General features: G+C 32.5%; 19 protein-coding genes. 16 read left to right on the top strand and 3 right to left on the bottom strand.

Annotation, left to right across the window (positions count from 1 at the left end; translation table 11 throughout):
* The 4 genes from H6589_12815 to H6589_12800 all read left to right on the top strand — a co-directional run.
* Positions 1 to 181: gliding motility-associated C-terminal domain-containing protein (locus H6589_12815; GenBank protein MCB9175486.1), on the top strand; the 181-nt coding region annotated here is incomplete at its 5' end.
* A gap of 118 nt (positions 182 to 299) precedes the next feature.
* Complete coding sequence (locus H6589_12810) at positions 300 to 566, top strand: hypothetical protein (GenBank protein ID MCB9175485.1); 267 nt, start codon at positions 300 to 302, stop codon at positions 564 to 566.
* Between the two features lie 10 nt (positions 567 to 576).
* Positions 577 to 1,662, top strand: a complete 1,086-nt coding sequence (locus tag H6589_12805) for a T9SS type A sorting domain-containing protein (protein MCB9175484.1) — start codon at positions 577 to 579, stop codon at positions 1,660 to 1,662.
* A gap of 132 nt (positions 1,663 to 1,794) precedes the next feature.
* Positions 1,795 to 2,991, top strand: coding sequence for an acyl-CoA dehydrogenase family protein (locus tag H6589_12800; protein MCB9175483.1), 1,197 nt, complete (start codon positions 1,795 to 1,797; stop codon positions 2,989 to 2,991).
* Positions 2,992 to 3,044: 53 nt separating this feature from the next.
* Here H6589_12800 and H6589_12795 read toward each other — a convergent pair whose 3' ends face one another.
* Positions 3,045 to 3,911 carry a M23 family metallopeptidase gene (locus tag H6589_12795; GenBank protein MCB9175482.1) on the bottom strand — a complete coding sequence of 289 codons (867 nt, stop codon included), beginning with the start codon at positions 3,909 to 3,911 and terminating at the stop codon, positions 3,045 to 3,047.
* A 212-nt stretch (positions 3,912 to 4,123) separates the two neighbouring features.
* Between H6589_12795 and H6589_12790 the strand changes: the two genes are divergently transcribed.
* The 10 genes from H6589_12790 (at position 4,124) to atpG (ending at position 12,913) form a co-directional block, all read left to right on the top strand.
* Positions 4,124 to 6,658, top strand: a complete 2,535-nt coding sequence (locus H6589_12790) for a tetratricopeptide repeat protein (protein ID MCB9175481.1) — start codon at positions 4,124 to 4,126, stop codon at positions 6,656 to 6,658.
* Positions 6,659 to 6,726: 68 nt separating this feature from the next.
* Positions 6,727 to 7,131 (top strand): polymer-forming cytoskeletal protein, encoded by a 405-nt coding sequence (locus tag H6589_12785; GenBank protein MCB9175480.1) that lies wholly within the window; start codon positions 6,727 to 6,729, stop codon positions 7,129 to 7,131.
* Positions 7,088 to 7,336, top strand: a complete 249-nt coding sequence (locus H6589_12780) for an AtpZ/AtpI family protein (protein ID MCB9175479.1) — start codon at positions 7,088 to 7,090, stop codon at positions 7,334 to 7,336. Before H6589_12785 ends, H6589_12780 begins: the two co-directional genes overlap by 44 nt.
* On the top strand, positions 7,320 to 7,715 hold the full coding sequence (locus H6589_12775) for a hypothetical protein (protein ID MCB9175478.1): 396 nt from the start codon (positions 7,320 to 7,322) through the stop codon (positions 7,713 to 7,715). The genes H6589_12780 and H6589_12775 overlap by 17 nt, the downstream gene beginning before the upstream one ends.
* Before the next feature lie 180 nt (positions 7,716 to 7,895).
* A complete protein-coding gene (gene atpB, locus H6589_12770) occupies positions 7,896 to 9,002 on the top strand; it encodes a F0F1 ATP synthase subunit A (GenBank protein ID MCB9175477.1) in 1,107 nt (368 codons plus the stop codon).
* 36 nt (positions 9,003 to 9,038) lie between these two features.
* Positions 9,039 to 9,236: an ATP synthase F0 subunit C gene (gene atpE, locus H6589_12765; protein ID MCB9175476.1), complete on the top strand. Its 198-nt coding sequence runs from the start codon at positions 9,039 to 9,041 to the stop codon at positions 9,234 to 9,236.
* Positions 9,237 to 9,315: 79 nt separating this feature from the next.
* Positions 9,316 to 9,816: a F0F1 ATP synthase subunit B gene (locus H6589_12760; protein ID MCB9175475.1), complete on the top strand. Its 501-nt coding sequence runs from the start codon at positions 9,316 to 9,318 to the stop codon at positions 9,814 to 9,816.
* A gap of 7 nt (positions 9,817 to 9,823) precedes the next feature.
* Positions 9,824 to 10,354 (top strand): ATP synthase F1 subunit delta, encoded by a 531-nt coding sequence (gene atpH / locus H6589_12755; GenBank protein MCB9175474.1) that lies wholly within the window; start codon positions 9,824 to 9,826, stop codon positions 10,352 to 10,354.
* A gap of 44 nt (positions 10,355 to 10,398) precedes the next feature.
* Positions 10,399 to 11,976, top strand: a complete 1,578-nt coding sequence (locus H6589_12750; protein MCB9175473.1) for a F0F1 ATP synthase subunit alpha — start codon at positions 10,399 to 10,401, stop codon at positions 11,974 to 11,976.
* 58 nt (positions 11,977 to 12,034) lie between these two features.
* The gene (atpG, locus tag H6589_12745; protein MCB9175472.1) at positions 12,035 to 12,913 is read left to right on the top strand and encodes an ATP synthase F1 subunit gamma; all 879 of its coding nucleotides are present in this window, start codon (positions 12,035 to 12,037) and stop codon (positions 12,911 to 12,913) included.
* 125 nt (positions 12,914 to 13,038) lie between these two features.
* Here the strand turns inward: atpG and H6589_12740 are convergent, their stop codons facing one another.
* Positions 13,039 to 13,857: a hypothetical protein gene (locus H6589_12740; GenBank protein ID MCB9175471.1), complete on the bottom strand. Its 819-nt coding sequence runs from the start codon at positions 13,855 to 13,857 to the stop codon at positions 13,039 to 13,041.
* Between the two features lie 186 nt (positions 13,858 to 14,043).
* On the opposite strand from H6589_12740, the gene H6589_12735 reads away from it, so the two are divergent.
* On the top strand, positions 14,044 to 15,831 hold the full coding sequence (locus H6589_12735) for a hypothetical protein (GenBank protein ID MCB9175470.1): 1,788 nt from the start codon (positions 14,044 to 14,046) through the stop codon (positions 15,829 to 15,831).
* A gap of 230 nt (positions 15,832 to 16,061) precedes the next feature.
* On the opposite strand, the gene fabD is transcribed toward H6589_12735, so the two are convergent.
* On the bottom strand, positions 16,062 to 16,937 hold the full coding sequence (gene fabD, locus H6589_12730) for an ACP S-malonyltransferase (protein MCB9175469.1): 876 nt from the start codon (positions 16,935 to 16,937) through the stop codon (positions 16,062 to 16,064).
* Positions 16,938 to 17,023: 86 nt separating this feature from the next.
* Between fabD and H6589_12725 the strand changes: the two genes are divergently transcribed.
* Complete coding sequence (locus tag H6589_12725) at positions 17,024 to 18,298, top strand: HAMP domain-containing histidine kinase (protein MCB9175468.1); 1,275 nt, start codon at positions 17,024 to 17,026, stop codon at positions 18,296 to 18,298.
* The last annotated feature ends 1 nt before the right edge of the window (position 18,299 follow it).

Genomic DNA, 18,299 nt, shown 5'->3' with positions numbered 1-18,299 from the left:
TTTTATGATATTTGATAGATGGGGAGAAAAGTTGTTTGAGACCAACAAACTGTTCGAACCTTGGGATGGGACGTACAAAGGTAATAAAGTACCTGGAGATGTGTATGTATGGAAATTATTCTTTAAAGATTACAACGACAAAAAACACGAAAAAATAGGACATGTTACTATTATTCAGTAGGGTTAGACAACCAAACAAACAAGAATGACGTCTTGAGTATAGCATTAACATTTGAGTGTTGAAATTTTATTCGATGTTTGTTAGTTAACTTGTTAAAACAGTTAACTTTGTATAATCTATGAAGGATCATGTTTTTAATAATAAAGTACGTAAATCATTAATAAATGGTGTAGAAAGTATTAATGATTTGCGCGATTTGGAGTATAAAGGCGTTGAGTTAACGCCTCAACAATGGTTAGCATTAAAAAATTTTGATAGATATAGAATTAACCAATTAAATAGTCAACCTTCGGAGCAAAAATTTCATAAAAAATATTTACAATTACAAGTGATGGCGAATTTAACGCCTTATGAAGAGTTTCTTAAAGAAGAATATTACATTTAACTTACAATTTATGAAAAAATTAATTTCACTTTATGCTTGCATTTTAATTGCATCTGTAACAATAGCTCAGCCTATTTTAACCAATTCCAATTTTATTTATACGTATCCTGACTCTGTAGTTTATATTGTTGCTGATTCAAGTTCTGTTTTAGATACAACAACAGGCGCGAATGTCATTTTTGATTACACAAAATTAAGAACGTATGGATTAACCCAGACAGGGTATTACGTTAATCCAGCCTTAACATCTGGAGCAAGTGATTTTCCTACCGCAAACTTAGCTGAAAATTCTAGTGTTTCAACTCAAAATTATATATATACACTCAATAGTACAGATAGTGTTACTAATTTAGGTTTTATTGCAAATGTTACTGGTTTTGGATTAACTACTGCTAAATACAATGTTAATCCAGAGGTCGTTATGAAATTTCCATTTTCTTATGGTAATAGCTACACAGATAATTATGCAGGCTCTTTTTCTGCAAATGTAGCTCTAGTAGGATTGGTAACAACTAATGCAACAGGGTCGGTTACAATTCAGGCAGACGCTTGGGGAACTTTAATTTTTTCTAGCACATTGTCGATAGATTCGGTAATTAGAGTGAAACGAGTAGAAAGTATGGTTACAGATCCAATTATATTATCTCCTTTACCAAATATACCTCCAATAACAGTAAATGCTACAATGATTAGTTATTATAAACCAAGTGTTAGTAAAGCACCAATTCTTTCGTTTGTATATGGCTCTTATACCCAAAATGGTACAGTAATAGATTCTACAAGTTCTGTAGTTTCAAAATATCCTATTGCGTTTGTTTCTGTTGACGAGATTAATACATTTTCATCTATTCAATTATATCCAAACCCTACTAATAATGTTGCAACATTATTGATTGAAGCAGAAAAGGCTGCAGATGTAAATGTGAATCTACTTAATTCATTAGGACAACAAGTTTTACAAATAACAAACTCTAAAACAATTGTTGGAAAAAACCAATTCTTAATTGATACGTCTAAAATACCGTCAGGTATTTATTTTGTAACGATAAATGTAGATGGAAAAATGACAAGTTCGAGAAAATTAGTAGTTGAATAAACGGAATATTGCTTTTTATGATGACTATCATAAAAATAGCGTCAAACTAAAAAATATACATTCAATTTATCTCAATAAATTTTATACTTAATGTAGAATATCTACATTTGCCATTGATTAAAAAAATACATTATGGCAGACGATAGATTTCAAGCTCCAGACTATTACAATTTAGATGAATTGTTAACTGATGAGCATAAATTAATTAGAGATACAGTAAGAGCATGGATAAAAAAAGATGTTTCTCCAATCATTGAGGAATATGCTCAAAAAGCTCAGTTTCCTAAACAAATTATACCAGGTTTAGCAGAAGTTGGTGGTTTTGGACCTTATATTCCTGCGGAATATGGTGGGCCAGGTTTAGATCAGATTTCTTATGGCTTAATTATGCAAGAATTAGAACGTTGTGATTCAGGTGTGCGTTCTACTTCTTCTGTACAAAGTAGTTTGGTAATGTATCCTATTTGGAAATATGGAAACGAAGAACAACGAATGAGATTTTTACCAAAATTAGCTACTGGTGAGTTTATGGGATGTTTTGGGTTAACTGAACCTGATCATGGTTCAAACCCTGGAGGAATGGTAACTAATTTTAAGGATATGGGCGATCATTACCTATTAAATGGTGCCAAAATGTGGATTACCAATGCTCCTATTGCTGATGTTGCTGTGGTTTGGGCAAAAGACGAAAGAGGAAGAATACATGGCTTATTGGTTGAAAGAGGAATGGAAGGGTTTACCACTCCAGAAACTCACGATAAATGGTCGTTAAGAGCGTCAATTACAGGAGAGTTGGTTTTTGATAATGTTAAAGTTCCAAAAGCTAACTTATTACCAAATAAATCTGGATTAGGAGCTCCGCTTGGTTGTTTAGATTCAGCTCGTTATGGAATTGCTTGGGGAGCTATTGGTGCAGCGATGGATTGTTATGATTCGGCATTAAGGTATTCAAAAGAAAGAATACAATTTGGTGTGCCAATTGCATCATTTCAATTAACACAAAAGAAATTGGCTGAAATGATAACTGAAATTACCAAAGCACAGTTGTTAACATGGCGATTAGGAGTTTTACGTAATGAAGGTAAAGCAACATCTGCACAAATATCTATGGCCAAAAGAAACAATGTTGATATGGCTATAAAAATTGCTAGAGAGGCTCGCCAAATACATGGTGGAATGGGTATTACTGGTGAATATTCAATTATGCGCCACATGGCAAATTTAGAATCAGTAATTACTTACGAAGGAACACATGATATCCATTTGTTAATTACTGGTATGGATGTAACGGGTATTAGTGCTTTTAAAAATGACGGAACTCAGTTTTAATAAAAGTAATAAAAGGTAAAAAGAAAGGCGACAAATTTTTGTCGCCTTTCTTTTTAAAATATCATGTATTCTTGAGGGTTTAAAGGTATTCCATTATACCATAATTCAAAATGAAGGTGTGGACCAGAAGATAATTCACCAGTATTACCTACAATAGCAATAACATCTCCTGCTTTAACTTTGTCGCCTTGTTTTTTATGCAAAACGGAGTTGTGTTTGTAAATAGATATTAAATTACTGCTGTGTTGTATTTGTATAACATATCCAGTTTCTGCAGTCCATTCTGCAAAAATAACGGTACCATCTAATGTCGCTTTAATGGCTTCGTTTTTTGGTGCAACTAAATCTACTCCAAAATGTAATTTTTTAGCATCAAAAACTTCTGTAACGATACCTTTTAAAGGACTAAAGAAAATAAAATTACTAATACTGCCAGGTGTTTTTCCTGCTGTTTTGAACAAGTTATATTTTTCTTCGGTTTCAATCATCACCCTCAATACTGAATCTTGTGGAATTTTCTTGTTTACTATGTTTTTATAATTCACAGTAGTATCTACAACAACAGAATCATTCATCACTAAAGGTTCACCTTGTATAACGCGATTAATATTTTCTAGGTACTGTTCGCGTTGTTTTAATACCAATTCTAATGAGTCAATTTTCAAAGTGTTTTCAATACCCGTTTTACGAATTTTTACATCAGTATAACCAGGAATAAACTCTCGTAAAGGGGTAAAAGCAATCAAAACAGTTACAAGTGTAATCAGTAATAAAGAGCCAACTCCAAAAGCAGTAAATACATTTAATTGAGACAATTTGAAATTCAACTTCTCTTCAAATGTTTCGTCATTTAAAATAACAAATCTGTACTTATGTTTTAGTTTCTGAAACTTTTTAGGTTTCTTATCTGGAACTGCCATTTCTACTAATTATTATTGCAAATATACTTTTTTAGCTTGTTAACTTATTACAATACACTTAGAATAAGCTATTCTTTAAAAATATTTCAAGTAAATAAGTATTTTAGCGGATTAATTAATAATAAAGAGCAAAAATTTAAGTTATTGTTCCATTCGATTTGAAATTTACGTTCAACATAAAATTCGTTATTGCAATATTCGTATTGGTTTTAATGGCTTGTTCTACAAAAAAGAATTCGTTTACTCGTAGAGCTTACCACAATACAACTACTAGATACAACTACTATTTTAATGCAAAAGAAATAATGAAAGCAACCAATCAAAAGTTGCTTGATGAACACGTTGATGATTTCTCGGAATTAATACCTCTTTTTATTCTTCCAAACGAAGAAAAATCGAAGAGTTTATATCCTGACATGGATAAAGCCATAGAAAAATGTTCGGAGGCAATAGATAGACACTCGATATATGTAAAAAAAGAAGAACACAATAGATGGGTTGATGATTGTTACATGATTATTGGTAAAGCTCGAGTAAATAAGCATGAGCGTTATCTAGCTATCGAAATCTTTGAATACTTAGCAAAAGCGTACAATAAAAAGCCAGAAAAATACTTAGCATTAATATGGTTGGCGAGAACACACATGGAGCTAAACGAAATGAGCAAGGCTGAAGTTTATTTAAAATTAATGGATGAGGGCAAGGCTCCTCCAGATAAATTTAAAAGCGAATACAATGCCGTATATGCTGATTTTTTTATTCGAAAAAAACAATATGACGATGCTATTGCAAAATTAGAGGAGGCGTTAAAAACAACAAAAAATAGAAAAGAAAAGCAGCGATTCAATTATGTGTTGGCTCAGTTGTGGCTCAAAAAGAAAGAATTTAGCAAAGCATCTGAATTATTTACGAAAGTTATTGATTTAAAACCTCGTTACGACATGTTGTTTAATGCTCAAATTAGTAGAGCACTATCATTTGATGTGGAAGGAAAAGACAATGATGACGTAAAGAAAATGTTAACCAAAATGATGAAAGATGCTAAAAACAAAGAGTTTTTAGATCAAATTTATTATGCTTTGGCAGACATCGCATTTAAACAAAATGATGAACCTTTAGGGATTGAATATTTAAAAAAATCAGCTTGGGCAAGTGTGGGAAATCAAAAACAAAAAGCATTATCATATTTACGTTTAGGGGAATTGTATTATGCCAAACCAAAATATGTTCCAGCACAAATGTATTACGATAGTTGTATGACGTTTTTACCAGAAACTTATAACGATTACGATAATATTTATTCTCGGACTAAGGCTTTAGGGGAGTTGGTGGAAAACATCAATATTGTGCAAACTGAGGATAGTTTACAAAAAATGGCGACTGATTTGGATTACAGAAAACAATCGATAGAACAACTTATTGCTAATGAAATTTTAGCAGAACAAAAACAAGCAGAATTAGAGGCATTACAGGCTAATAATGCTGGCATACCTAACAATACAGCTACTGGAATAAATGCAACATCAAATGGTAAATGGTATTTCTATAACTCTACCATTATTGGGTTTGGATATAACGATTTTGTTAAAAATTGGGGTAATCGAAAATTAGAAGATAACTGGAGGAGAGCTAACAAGCAAGCAAGTATTAATTTTGATGAAGAACTAACTACAGTTGGTAATGATTCAACAATTTCTGACAGTATAGTGATAAACGAAAAGACTGACCCAGATTACTACCTTCAATTTTTACCTTTAGATGAGAAAAAAATGAATGTTTCTCACAATAAAATCATTGAAGCACTTTATGCCTTAGGTAATATTTATCGCGAAGATTTTATGGATTATGAGCAGTCGGTATTGTCGTTTGAAGATTTGCTGGTTCGTTATGATACATGTAGATATGTTTTGCCAACATGGTACAACCTTTATAGAATTAGTTTGACTACAAATAATGATCCCATGCGTGAAAAATACATGAGGTTAATTATTCAAAACTACCCAGAAAGTGAATATGCAAGAATTATTCAAGACCCAACATACAATAAAGCAACTCGTGAAGGACGAAAACGTGTAGACAATTATTACAGTATAATTTTCGATTTGTATAAAGAAGGAAAGTATAGCTTGGTTATGACAAGGGTTGACAAATCTCGTTCTATTTTTGCCGATAATCATTTGCAAGATAAGTTTGATTTTCTGGAAGCACTTGCAATAGGACAGGTTAGTCCCGTTGATACATTTAAAACGGCTTTAGAAACGGTGATAAAAAATCATTCTGCATCACCAGTTGCAGCCGAAGCAAAAACTATTTTGGATAAAATAAATCAAGGGGTTGGTAAAACTACATCGTCCAATTCGGCATCATCAGTTGAAAAATATAGCTATAAACCAGATGATGTTTATACTTTTATAGCAATTATACCTTCTAACGATAACAATACAAACAAATACAAGGTTGATATTTCAAACTTTAATACTACGTTTTATCAAAACGAGACTTTTAATGTAAGTAGTATATTCTTAAATGGATTAAACCAAATAATCACAGTCAAAGAATTTAAAAACGAAGATGCTGCAAAAGATTATTACCAGTCATTTAAGTTTAATCAGGAGCATTTATCGGAAATTAATGCGAAAGGCTATCAATACTTCATTATTTCTAATGATAATTTTGTGATTTTTTATAAAGACAAGAATATACCTGACTATTTAAATTTCTTTACCAAACAGTTTGGATTAAATTAATGTTTTTTATATTTGTTTCACTATTTTAGTAATTGACCTATTTTATGTTTAACAAAAATTCCTCAACCATGGCAAAAAATCAAGAAGCTGATTCATCAGCAATTAACATTATTAGAAAAGGAACAGAAATTAAAGGAGAGATCAAATGTGTTGGTGATATTAGAATTGACGGAACATTGTCAGGAAAAATTTACTCTGACGGCAAAATAGTGGTTGGACAAACTGGTGTTGTTGAAGGAGAAATTAGTTGTAATAATGCCGATATTTCAGGTAATATTCAAGCTAACATTATTGTTAAGGAATTGTTGTTGCTAAAGTCAACCGCTAATATTATTGGTGATATAAAAACAGGTAAATTATCTGTAGAACCTGGAGCAAACTTTACTGGAGCATGTAATATGGGTGGAGTTGTAAAAGGTATAAAGAATGATGAAAAACGAGAAACCCTCGAAAAAGCCCAACAGTTCGCTTAGTCAATATGCTAGATTTTCTGGTGTAGCTGTTCAAATGGGAGTAATAATAGGAGTAAGTGCATGGGGTGGAAAAAAACTCGATTCACATTTCAATCTAAATAAACCGTACTTAACCATTGTTTGTTCGCTATTAGGTGTGGCTTTAGCTTTGTATTTAATTATTAGAGAGGTTATTAAATTAGGTAAAGATGATTCTGACAAATAAAAGTTTTATTAAACTTTTACTTTTTTCTGTAGTTGTTTTTTCTTTTCAAGTAATATTCAGCTTTTTAATTCCATTCGATTCGTTTGAATTTAAAGACATAGCAAAGATGCATGGCTTTGTGTTTTTAATCACCGCTATAGTAATTATTGTTACTAATAAAATAACAGATAAAAGCCCTGATAAAACTGGATTTGTTTATTTAGGCTTTGTGTTGTTTAAAATGATTGCATCCGTTTTATTTTTATACCCTTATTTTTCTTTACCTACTTCCCAATCTAAAATTATTGTAATCAACTTTTTTATAGTTTTCTTTATTTATATCGCTTTCGAAGCGACTTCCGTTATCAAATATTTGAACCTCAAACAAAATAAAAACTAGCATCATATTTTTCGAAGTTTTTATTTCTAATAATCTGTTTTATAAACGATTAGATAGTAGGTCTTTTCTCACAAAAAAAAGGCACGTAAAAAACAATGAATTATTTATAAAAATACATTGTTGAAATAAAATAATTACCTACATTTGCAGCCAATTTTGAGAGGCGGAAAATTAAGACTTATGTTAAAAGATAAATTCATCAAAACCCTAGTATTTTCAGTGCTTTCACTGGTTTTTGTTGGTTTGATACATGCTAATAATCCAAGTGAAATTATTTCAGAACATGACGAAAATCATAAAACTGAAGAAAATTCTAAATACGATCCAATTCCAGTTATTATGCATCACATTGCTGACGCTCATGATTGGCATTTTTTTGATTACAACGGACACTCCTATTCAATGCCTCTTCCTATAATTCTTTGGACTAATAATGGCTTGGTTACTTTTTTATCTAGTGAATTCCATCACGATAATATGGGGCATCATGCTGTTGAAAAGAAAGGAATGAGATTTATTAAGTTTAATGAAAAGATATATCAACTAAAAGACGGTGCGCCTGTTGGTTTTGATTATGAAACAACTACAAGACCGATAGATTTATCCATTACAAAAAATGTCTTTGCAATGTTGATGTCTGTAATTCTTTTATTCTTCGTTTTCATAAAAACAGCTGGTCATTACAAAAAAAATGGGGCTATTGCACCAAAAGGTATTGCATCTTTTATGGAGCCATTAATTGTGTTTGTTAGAGATGATATTGCCTTAGTAAATATTGGTGAGAAAAAATACATGAAATTTATGCCTTATTTGTTAACGGTATTCTTTTTTATCTGGTTCAACAATTTATTGGGTTTAATTCCATGGATAGGTGGAGCAAACTTAACGGGTAATATTGCAGTAACGCTTGTTTTAGCAACCTTTACCTTAATTATTACAAATCTTAATGGTAATAAAGAGTATTGGGGTCATATTTTCTGGATGCCAGGAGCACCAGCGCCTGTAAAGTTAATTTTAATGCCTATTGAGTTGGTTGGTATATTAACTAAGCCGTTTGCGTTAATGATTCGTTTATTTGCAAATATTACAGCAGGTCATATTGTTGTGTTAAGTTTGGTATCGTTAATTTTTATTTTTAAAAATATTGGAATGGCAGCTGTTTCAGTTCCATTCGCATTGTTTATATCTGTATTAGAGTTATTAGTAGCTTTTTTACAGGCTTATGTTTTTACTATGCTTTCAGCATTGTTTATTGGAACAGCTGTAGCAGAGCACGAACATCATTAATTTGTAATTTTTTGTTTAACTAAATATATAAAAGTTATGTACGCAGCAATTGGAGCAGGTTTAGCAGTTATCGGTGCCGGATTAGGTATTGGTAGAATTGGTGGTTCAGCAATGGACGCTATCGCAAGACAACCAGAAGCTACCGCTAAGATTCAAACAGCAATGATTATTGCAGCAGCTCTTGTAGAGGGTGTTGCATTATTTGGTGTTGTTGTAGGTCTTATGGGTCTTTAAAAAAACTAAAACCAACTTATTGCGATTGGCAATAAGTTGGTTTTTAAAAAATTAACTTAAACAAAATAAAAAATATATTATGGATAATCCGTTAGTAACCCCCGAGCTTGGTCTGATAGTATGGACTACACTTGTGTTTTGCATTTTATTCTTTTTACTTGCAAAATTTGCATGGAAACCAATTTTAAAAGCTGTAAAAGATAGAGAGGCTTCTATTGAAGATGCTTTACTTTTAGCTGAAAAAACAAAACAAGAAATGGCAGAATTATCTGCTAACAACGAAGTGTTGTTAAACAAAGCAAGAGAAGAAAGAGACGAAATGTTGAAAGAGGCTCGTGCAGCTAAAGATAAAATGATTAGTGATGCGAAAGCTGTTGCTAATACCGAAGCTGAAAAAATTGTTGCTGCGGCAAGAGAGTCGATTCAACACGAGAAATTAGCTGCTATTACTGAATTAAAAAATCAAGTAGCAACTTTGTCTATTGAAATTGCTGAAAAGATTTTAAAACAAGAATTAGCTACTGCTGAAAAACAAAAATCGTTGATTGATACAGCCGTTGCTGAAATTAATCTAAACTAAAATTTAGATGAGAGATATTAAAGTTGCATCGCGTTACGCTAAATCATTGCTTGGTATTGCTATCGAAAACAAATGTTTAGAAGCAGTTTATCAAGATATGACAATGATTAACAAAGTTTGTAATGAAAATCACGAACTTGTTTTAGTTTTAAAAAATCCTATCGTAAAAGGAGATAAAAAACTAGCTATTTTAAACGAGATTTTTAAAGGAATAAACAATGTTTCGGCTTCTTTTGTAAAATTAATTGTTGCAAAAAAGAGAGAAAACATATTGTTTGATATCGCCAATGCTTTTATTGATGTTTATAAAGAACATCATAACATTAAAATAGCTCATGTTACATCAGCTGTTGCATTAAATGCTGACCAAAAAGAAAACATCAAAAAACTTGTAAATAAATCTTATCATTCAACAATTGAGTTGATTGAAAAAGTTGATGCAGAGATTATTGGAGGTATTATTTTGAGAGTTGACGATAAACAAGTTGATGAAAGCATCAAACGTAAACTTCAAAACTTAGTAATGGAGTTTAATTAATTGAATAAAAGATTTTAAATTATAAAGAACTAAATAAATAAAAAATGGCCGAAGTAAAACCCGCAGAAGTATCAGCTATATTAAGACAACAATTAGCTGGATTTAACACCGAAGCTCAACTAGAAGAAGTAGGAACTGTACTACAAGTTGGTGATGGTATTGCACGTATTTATGGATTGTCGCAAGTACAATCAGGTGAATTAATTGAATTTGAAAACGGTTTAAATGCTATCGTTTTAAACCTTGAAGAAGATAACGTAGGAGCTGTACTTTTAGGTTCTTCTAAAGGAGTTAAAGAGGGCGATACCGTAAAAAGAACTAAAAAAATTGCTTCGATTAAAGTTGGCGAAGGAATGTTAGGTAGAGTTGTTGACACATTGGGAAATCCAATTGATGGAAAAGGACCTATTACTGGTGATCTTTACGAAATGCCATTAGAAAGAAAAGCTCCAGGTGTTATTTACCGTGAGCCAGTAACAGAGCCAATGCAAACAGGTATTAAAGCTATTGACGCGATGATTCCAGTAGGTAGAGGGCAAAGAGAGTTAGTAATTGGTGACCGTCAAACAGGAAAAACTACCGTTTGTATCGATACCATTATTAATCAAAAAGAATTTTACGATAGAGGTGAGCCTGTATTCTGTATTTATGTAGCAACTGGTCAAAAAGGTTCTACTGTTGCAGGTATAGTTAAAACTTTAGAAGATAATGGCGCAATGGCTTACACCGTTGTTGTTGCTGCAAATGCATCTGACCCTGCTCCAATGCAATTTTACTCACCTTTCGCAGGAGCTGCAATTGGTGAATATTTTAGAGATTCTGGTCGTCCAGCATTAATTATTTATGATGATTTATCAAAACAAGCTGTTGCTTACCGTGAGGTTTCTTTATTGTTAAGAAGACCTCCAGGTCGTGAGGCTTATCCTGGTGATGTATTCTACTTACACTCTAGATTATTAGAAAGAGCTGCAAAAATTGTTAATGTTGATAGCATTGCTCAAGACATGAATGATTTACCAGAATCTATCAAGCATTTGGTAAAAGGTGGTGGTTCTTTAACTGCATTGCCAATTATCGAAACACAAGCGGGTGACGTTTCTGCTTATATTCCAACCAACGTAATTTCGATTACTGACGGTCAAATTTTCTTAGAATCAGATTTATTTAACCAAGGTGTTCGTCCAGCAATTAACGTAGGTATTTCGGTATCGCGTGTTGGTGGTAACGCTCAAATTAAATCAATGAAAAAAGTAGCTGGTACATTAAAATTAGACCAAGCTCAATTTAGAGAATTAGAAGCATTCTCGAAATTTGGTTCTGATTTAGATGCTGCAACCATGTCGGTATTGAATAAAGGTAAACGTAACGTTGAAATTCTGAAACAAGGAGAAAACTCTCCGCTATCTGTTGAAAAACAAGTAGCAATTATCTACCTTGGAACAAAAGGTTTAATAAACAAAGTTCCTGTTGATAAAGTAAAAGAGTTTGAATTTGAATATTTATCGTATTTAGAAAGCAAACATAAAAATGTTTTAGATTCGTTAAGAGCAGGTAAATTAGATGATGAAATTACTTCAACATTAGAAAAAGCAGCTTCTGAATTAACAGCGAAATATAAGTAGTAGGGAAGATTGAAGTAAGAAGTTGGAAGACTGATAACTGTTAACTGAAAACTAGAAAATGGCAAATTTAAAAGAAATACGAAACAGGATAGTTTCGATATCATCTACAAGACAGATTACATCTGCAATGAAAATGGTATCGGCAGCTAAGTTGAGAAGAGCACAAGATGCAATTACTCAAATGCGTCCTTATTCTAAAAAATTGCAAGAAATACTTGAAAACTTAAGTGCTGGATTGGATAGTAGCGAAGGTGTTTATAGCCAAGAAAGAGAAGTTAAAAATGTACTTTTTGTAAGTATTACAGCTAACCGTGGGTTATGTGGTGGATTTAACAACAACGTGATTAAAACGGTTAAAAAAATTGCTGAAACTGATTACAAAAACTGCGAGGTTACCATAGTTTCTATTGGTAAAAAAAGTATGGATTCGTTTAAATTGTCTCCAGCAGCAGTAAAAGGTAAAGAAGTATTTTCTAAAAGTGTTGAGATTATTGATAACTTAACTTTTGATAATGTATCGGAAGTGGCTCAATTATTAATGGATCAATTTGCAGCTAAAAAACAAGACAAAATTGTATTGGTTTACAATCAGTTTAAAAATGCTGCAGTACAAGAAATTCAAGTTGAACAGTTTTTACCAGTTGTACCAACAGTAACAGAAGGAGCAACTAAATCATCAGCTGAATATATTTTTGAACCAAACAAAGAATTTATTATTGAAGAATTAATTCCTAAATCGTTAAAAACACAGTTGTTTAAGGCATTATTAGACTCTCAAGCATCAGAACACGGTGCTAGGATGACTGCAATGCACAAAGCAACAGATAATGCTACCGAATTAATTAATGAATTAAAGTTAATTTACAACAAAGCTCGTCAAGCTTCGATTACTAACGAAATTTTAGAAATTGTTGCTGGTGCCGAAGCCTTGAACTAAACTTAGTTTAACTAGATATAAAAAAAGTCCCGCAGTACTGCGGGACTTTTTTTTGTGGTCGTCCTTGCGGTCAATGTTATCCTGAGCTTGTCGAAGGATTGACCTGCAATATTTTTTTTGTCATATTATTTGAATTCATCCATCATATCACTCATTGAGATTAATGACCAATAATATTTAGCCTTTTCTTGTATTTCCGATTCGGATTTATTAAGTCCAGTTAAGTCTTCTAATACGATATTTTTTTCTCCAAAATCAAGAACAATGGTTTCGTTTTTAATGAGTGCTTTGTAATTCTTCTTCATTACTGAGAGAAATTCTTCTTGAAGATTGTGTTCTTTAATTATTTTTGCAGCCTTGTTTCTTGCACGGTTAGAGTATATTATATAGTCGCCAAAAAAAGGTAGTAAATATGAAAAAGCGGTTGTTAAGTCACCTTGTTTTGAGTACAGGTCTGCAATGTTATTACATATTCTGACTCTATTTTTGTTAATGTCAGACCCTGAAAAGTGATAGTAAGGGAAGGAGTCGAGGGCAAGTTTGTAGAACTCAATTGATTTATTGAAGTCATTCTCTTTGTAATAGCTGACAGCGATTTGGTAACAGCTTACATGTTTATAGTTACCTCTAACTTCCCAATCACCAAGCCAAAAGTCTTCAACAGAGTCAGTAATCAAAGAGTCATTCATAACACTGAGGTACCACTTTCTAGCTTGTTCAATACTGTCAAGGGATTGATAAATAAGACCAATACGTGTCTTATATCTTCCATATCCAGATATAGTGTCTTGACGATTAACCAAACCTTCCATGATGGCTAATGCTTCAAGTGGCTTGTCTTGTTGTAAAAGATTATCGACGTCTTGCTTTAAATTCTCAACGTCTGTTTGTGCTAACACAACATTTATTGTCAGTACCAATATTGTTGTCGTAATTAATCTCATTTTTAATAGCGTAGAATCACAATATTTGTAATATTATGTTTATTCAAATATAATTAATTTATTCAAAGACTTAAAAATTGTTTTGCTTCACAACAAACTGTTGATAGAAATTATTGGTAGGGCTTTCTTTTTAGCAGAATCAAAATATCTTTGTAATAATTAAGTTTATTAAGTAAAACCTTTGTTATGAAGTTTACCCTCTTTTTTTTATTGATACTAGCACTTAGTTTTAAGGCTAATGCACAATTGCACACTTACAAATGGACCAACGGCAACAAAAAAGCTGAAGGTGTTGTTAAAGAAGGTTTAGAGCAAGGTAAATGGACGTTTTGGAGTAAAGATGGCATTATACAACAAGAAGTAAATTATAAAGATGGCGATTACAATGGCGTATATGTCAACTACAACGAATCGGGTAAAAAAATAGAAGAAGGAACTTTTATTAAAGGGAAAAAAGAAGGTATTTGTAAGGTTTGGTATCCTACTGGGCAACTCGAAATAGTTGGTTATAATAAAAATGGCTACAACGATAGTTTATGGACATACTATTACGAGGATGGAACCATTAAAGAACAAGGGTTGTTTGAGAAAGATGCTCGTGTAGGAGTTTGGAAAAACTATTACCCCAACAAACAATTAAAAAGTGCTAGAGAATTTAATGGCGACGACACCAAGCTAATTGACTATTTTGATGAGAAAGGAAAACAATTGGTTAAAAACGGAAATGGTGAATACTTAGAATATACCGCTACTGGAAAAGCAAAAATTAAAGGAAAATACACCAACGGAAAACGAACTGGACTATGGATTGAGCATAACGAAGACATGAAAAAATTATCGGAAGGAAATTACGATAACGGAGTAATGACGGGTAAATGGATATATTATTGGGATAATGGTAACAAACGTTTAGAAGGGAATGTAAAAAACGGAAAAAACGATTTGCTCTGGACATTTTGGTACATGGATGGTACTAAAATGAAAGAAGTAACTTACACCGAAGGTAAAGAGCATGGCGTTTTTAAGGAATGGTTTGCTAATGGTAAAATTAGCGCAGAAGGCAACTATGCAAATGGGTTAAAAGATGGCGAATGGATTTATTGGCACGACAACGGTAACAAAGATATTGTAGGGCACTTTAAAAATGATTTGAGAGAGGGTTTGTGGTCGTTTTACAATAAAAAATCGGGTAAAAAAGAATACGAAGGACCTTACCAAAACGACAAGAAAAATGGTGTTTGGACCTATTGGTACCCCAACGGTGAGGTGTGGAAAACAGGGAATTATACCAACGATGTAAAAGAGGGTGAATGGAGTTTCTTTAGCGAAACAAAAGTATTAGTAATGAAAGGAAAGTTTAAAAACGGAAAAGAAGAAGGTGAATGGTTGTCGTGGTACGATAGCGGAAAGAAAAAAGATGTAGGACATTTTACCGCAGGCTTAATGAATGGCAAATGGGAAGGTTGGTTTGAAAACGAGAAAAAAGATTACGAAGGCGAATACAAAAATGGGTTAAAAGATGGTGTTTGGCAGCATTGGTACGACAATGGAAAGCAAGAATTGATGCAAACTTTTTTGGTAAAAACAGTTGAATCCAAAGAATATCTAAAAGAATCGGAAAAACGTTTTGCAGAGTTTAATAAAAGCCAAGAAATTTCGGTGTTGGATGGTCCGCATTTTTCATGGTATGAGAATGGACAACCAAAAGAAGAAGGTGCTTATTTAAACAATGTACAGCATGGTAAATGGACATATTATTACGATGATGGCAAAAAAATGTACGAACAAACTTTCGAAAATGGACGCCAAAATGGAACGGTAACATCGTGGTATCCTGAAGGGCCTATAGAGAGTATTAAGATGTATAAAAACTTTGTTCCAGATGGCAAGTGGATATATTACGAAAAACAAGCCGGTAAAATCAAAGGTACTGTTACGTACAAAGATGGTGTTAAAATCCCTGATGCAAAGTAACCGTCATGGCGATAGGTTTTGTATGCGAAGCAAACCCAAATTTAGTTCCACAAAATTTTTTAACCACATAGGCACATAGCTCTTTTCTATCACAAATTGTCCAAAGAGATACATTAGCAAATCATAGTTATCCCGATTTATCGGGATAAAACTATTGTGGTGCTGAATGTAATTTTGGGTGGTGTTAACCAAATAAACTATGTTTCTATGTGGTTAAATTTAAAAAAGGGTCATGCACTAATAGTTTCTAAATCTCTATCCATTTTTTTGAATAACCCTTGCAATACTTTTCCAGGTCCAACTTCGGTAACAGAATTAACACCATCAGCCAACATGTTAGTCATTATTTGCGTCCACTTTACAGGAGCAGTTAATTGCGCAATTAAATTGTGTTGTATTTCAGCAGGGTTTGTTATTGGTAAAGCATTTACGTTTTGATAAACTGGGCATGTTGGTTTATTAAATGTAGTAGCTTGAATTGCTTTAGCTAATTCGTCTTCTGCTGGCTTCATTAATGGAGAGTGGAACGCTCCACCAACTGGTAAAACCAATGCTCTTTTTGCTCCAGCTTCTTTTAATTTTTCACAAGCAATATTTACAGCTTCAATACTTCCAGAAATAACCAATTGTCCTGGGCAGTTATAGTTTGCAGGAACAACAACACCATCAATTTCACTGCAAATTTTTTCTACCAATTCATCATCCATACCTAAAATTGCAGCCATGGTACTTGGCACAGCTTCACAAGCTTTTTGCATAGCCAAAGCACGTTGCGAAACCAAGCGTAAACCATCTTCAAAATCTAATGTTCCGTTGGCAACCAATGCCGAAAACTCACCTAAAGAATGACCAGCTACAGCTTGTGGTTTAAACGAATCTCCTAATGTTTTAGCTAAAATTACAGAGTGTAAAAATATAGCAGGCTGTGTAACTTTTGTTTGTTTTAGCTCTTCATCAGTTCCTGAGAACATGATGTCGGTTATGTTGAATCCTAAAATTTCATTAGCACGTTCAAACAATTCTTTTGCTAAAGGAGAAGAATCATAAAGATCTTTACCCATTCCTACAAATTGTGACCCTTGACCTGGAAATACGTATGCGTTCATTGAGATAAGTTTAAATGTTTCCTCAAAAATAATAAAAACTAAAACTTACCCTATACATTAGCTTACATTTATTAATTTTATGCTACATGAAAAGGCAGACCATTCGTACCATAATTCTGTTAGCTACCATATCGTTGGTAGGTATAATTGCTACGCAATATTTTTGGGTAAAAAATGCCTATAACTTAGAAGAGAAACAATTTAATGAACGTGTAAATATTGCACTTAGTAATGTGAGTCATCAGTTGTTAAACATGAACAACGATGAATCGCAGTTGCTAAACCCTGTGAAACAGATTAGTTCCAATTATTTTATTGCTATAATTAACGATACGGTTCATCCATACCTTTTGGAAACGCTTTTAACCAACGAGTTTAAGACGCGTAACCTACACATGGATTTTGAATATGTGATTTACGATTGTTTTACCGATTCCATAGTTTTTGGCGATTACATTTCCTTAAACAACGAGGATAAGAATAAGCTACAATCTAAATCGTATAACATTAAATGGGATAGAGATGGACACTATTTTGGCGTTTATTTCCCTTCCAAACGAACCTATTTGATTAACGAAATGGGAATTTGGGTGTTTTCGTCCTCCATCATTTTAATTATCATTATTTTCTTTGGATATACCATAAGTGTTATCCTTAAACAAAAACGTTTGTCGGAAATTAAAAACGATTTCATCAATAACATAACTCACGAATTTAAAACACCAATTTCAACCATTTCACTTTCGTCGGACGTGTTGTTGCAACCCAATATTTCGTCAGAACCCGAACGTATTAAAAGTTATGCTCAAATCATTAAAGATGAAAATAATCGGCTAAAAGACCAAGTAGATAAAGTATTGCAGCTAGCTACTTTAGAGATTGATAAGTTGAAGTTGGAAAACGAACTGATAGATTTACATGAAGTAATAAACGAAACAGTAAAAAGTTTTGATTTAATACTGGAAAATCAACATGGAAAAATTACTTGTATGTTGGGTGCAAAAAAACATCAAATAATTGGAGATAAAGTACACATTTCAAGTATTTTACTTAACCTGATAGATAATGCAATAAAATATTCACCAGAAAATCCTCGAATAGAAATAGCTACATCCAATTATTTTTCAGGAATAGAAATAAGTGTAAAAGACAATGGTATTGGTATTTCTAAAGAAAACCAGAAACACATTTTTGAAAAATTCTACCGTGTCCCAACAGGTGATGTTCACAATATTAAAGGGTTTGGATTAGGTTTAAATTATGTTCAAACCATTGTAACAGCTTATCGTGGAAAAATTAAAGTATCGAGTAAAGAAAACGAAGGTTCAACGTTTATTGTTAAACTTCCTTTTAATACCTAAA

This window comes from Flavobacteriales bacterium (genome assembly GCA_020635795.1).
Lineage (GTDB): Bacteria > Bacteroidota > Bacteroidia > Flavobacteriales_E > Vicingaceae > Vicingus.
This window is presented reverse-complemented; position numbering and strand designations above follow the sequence as displayed.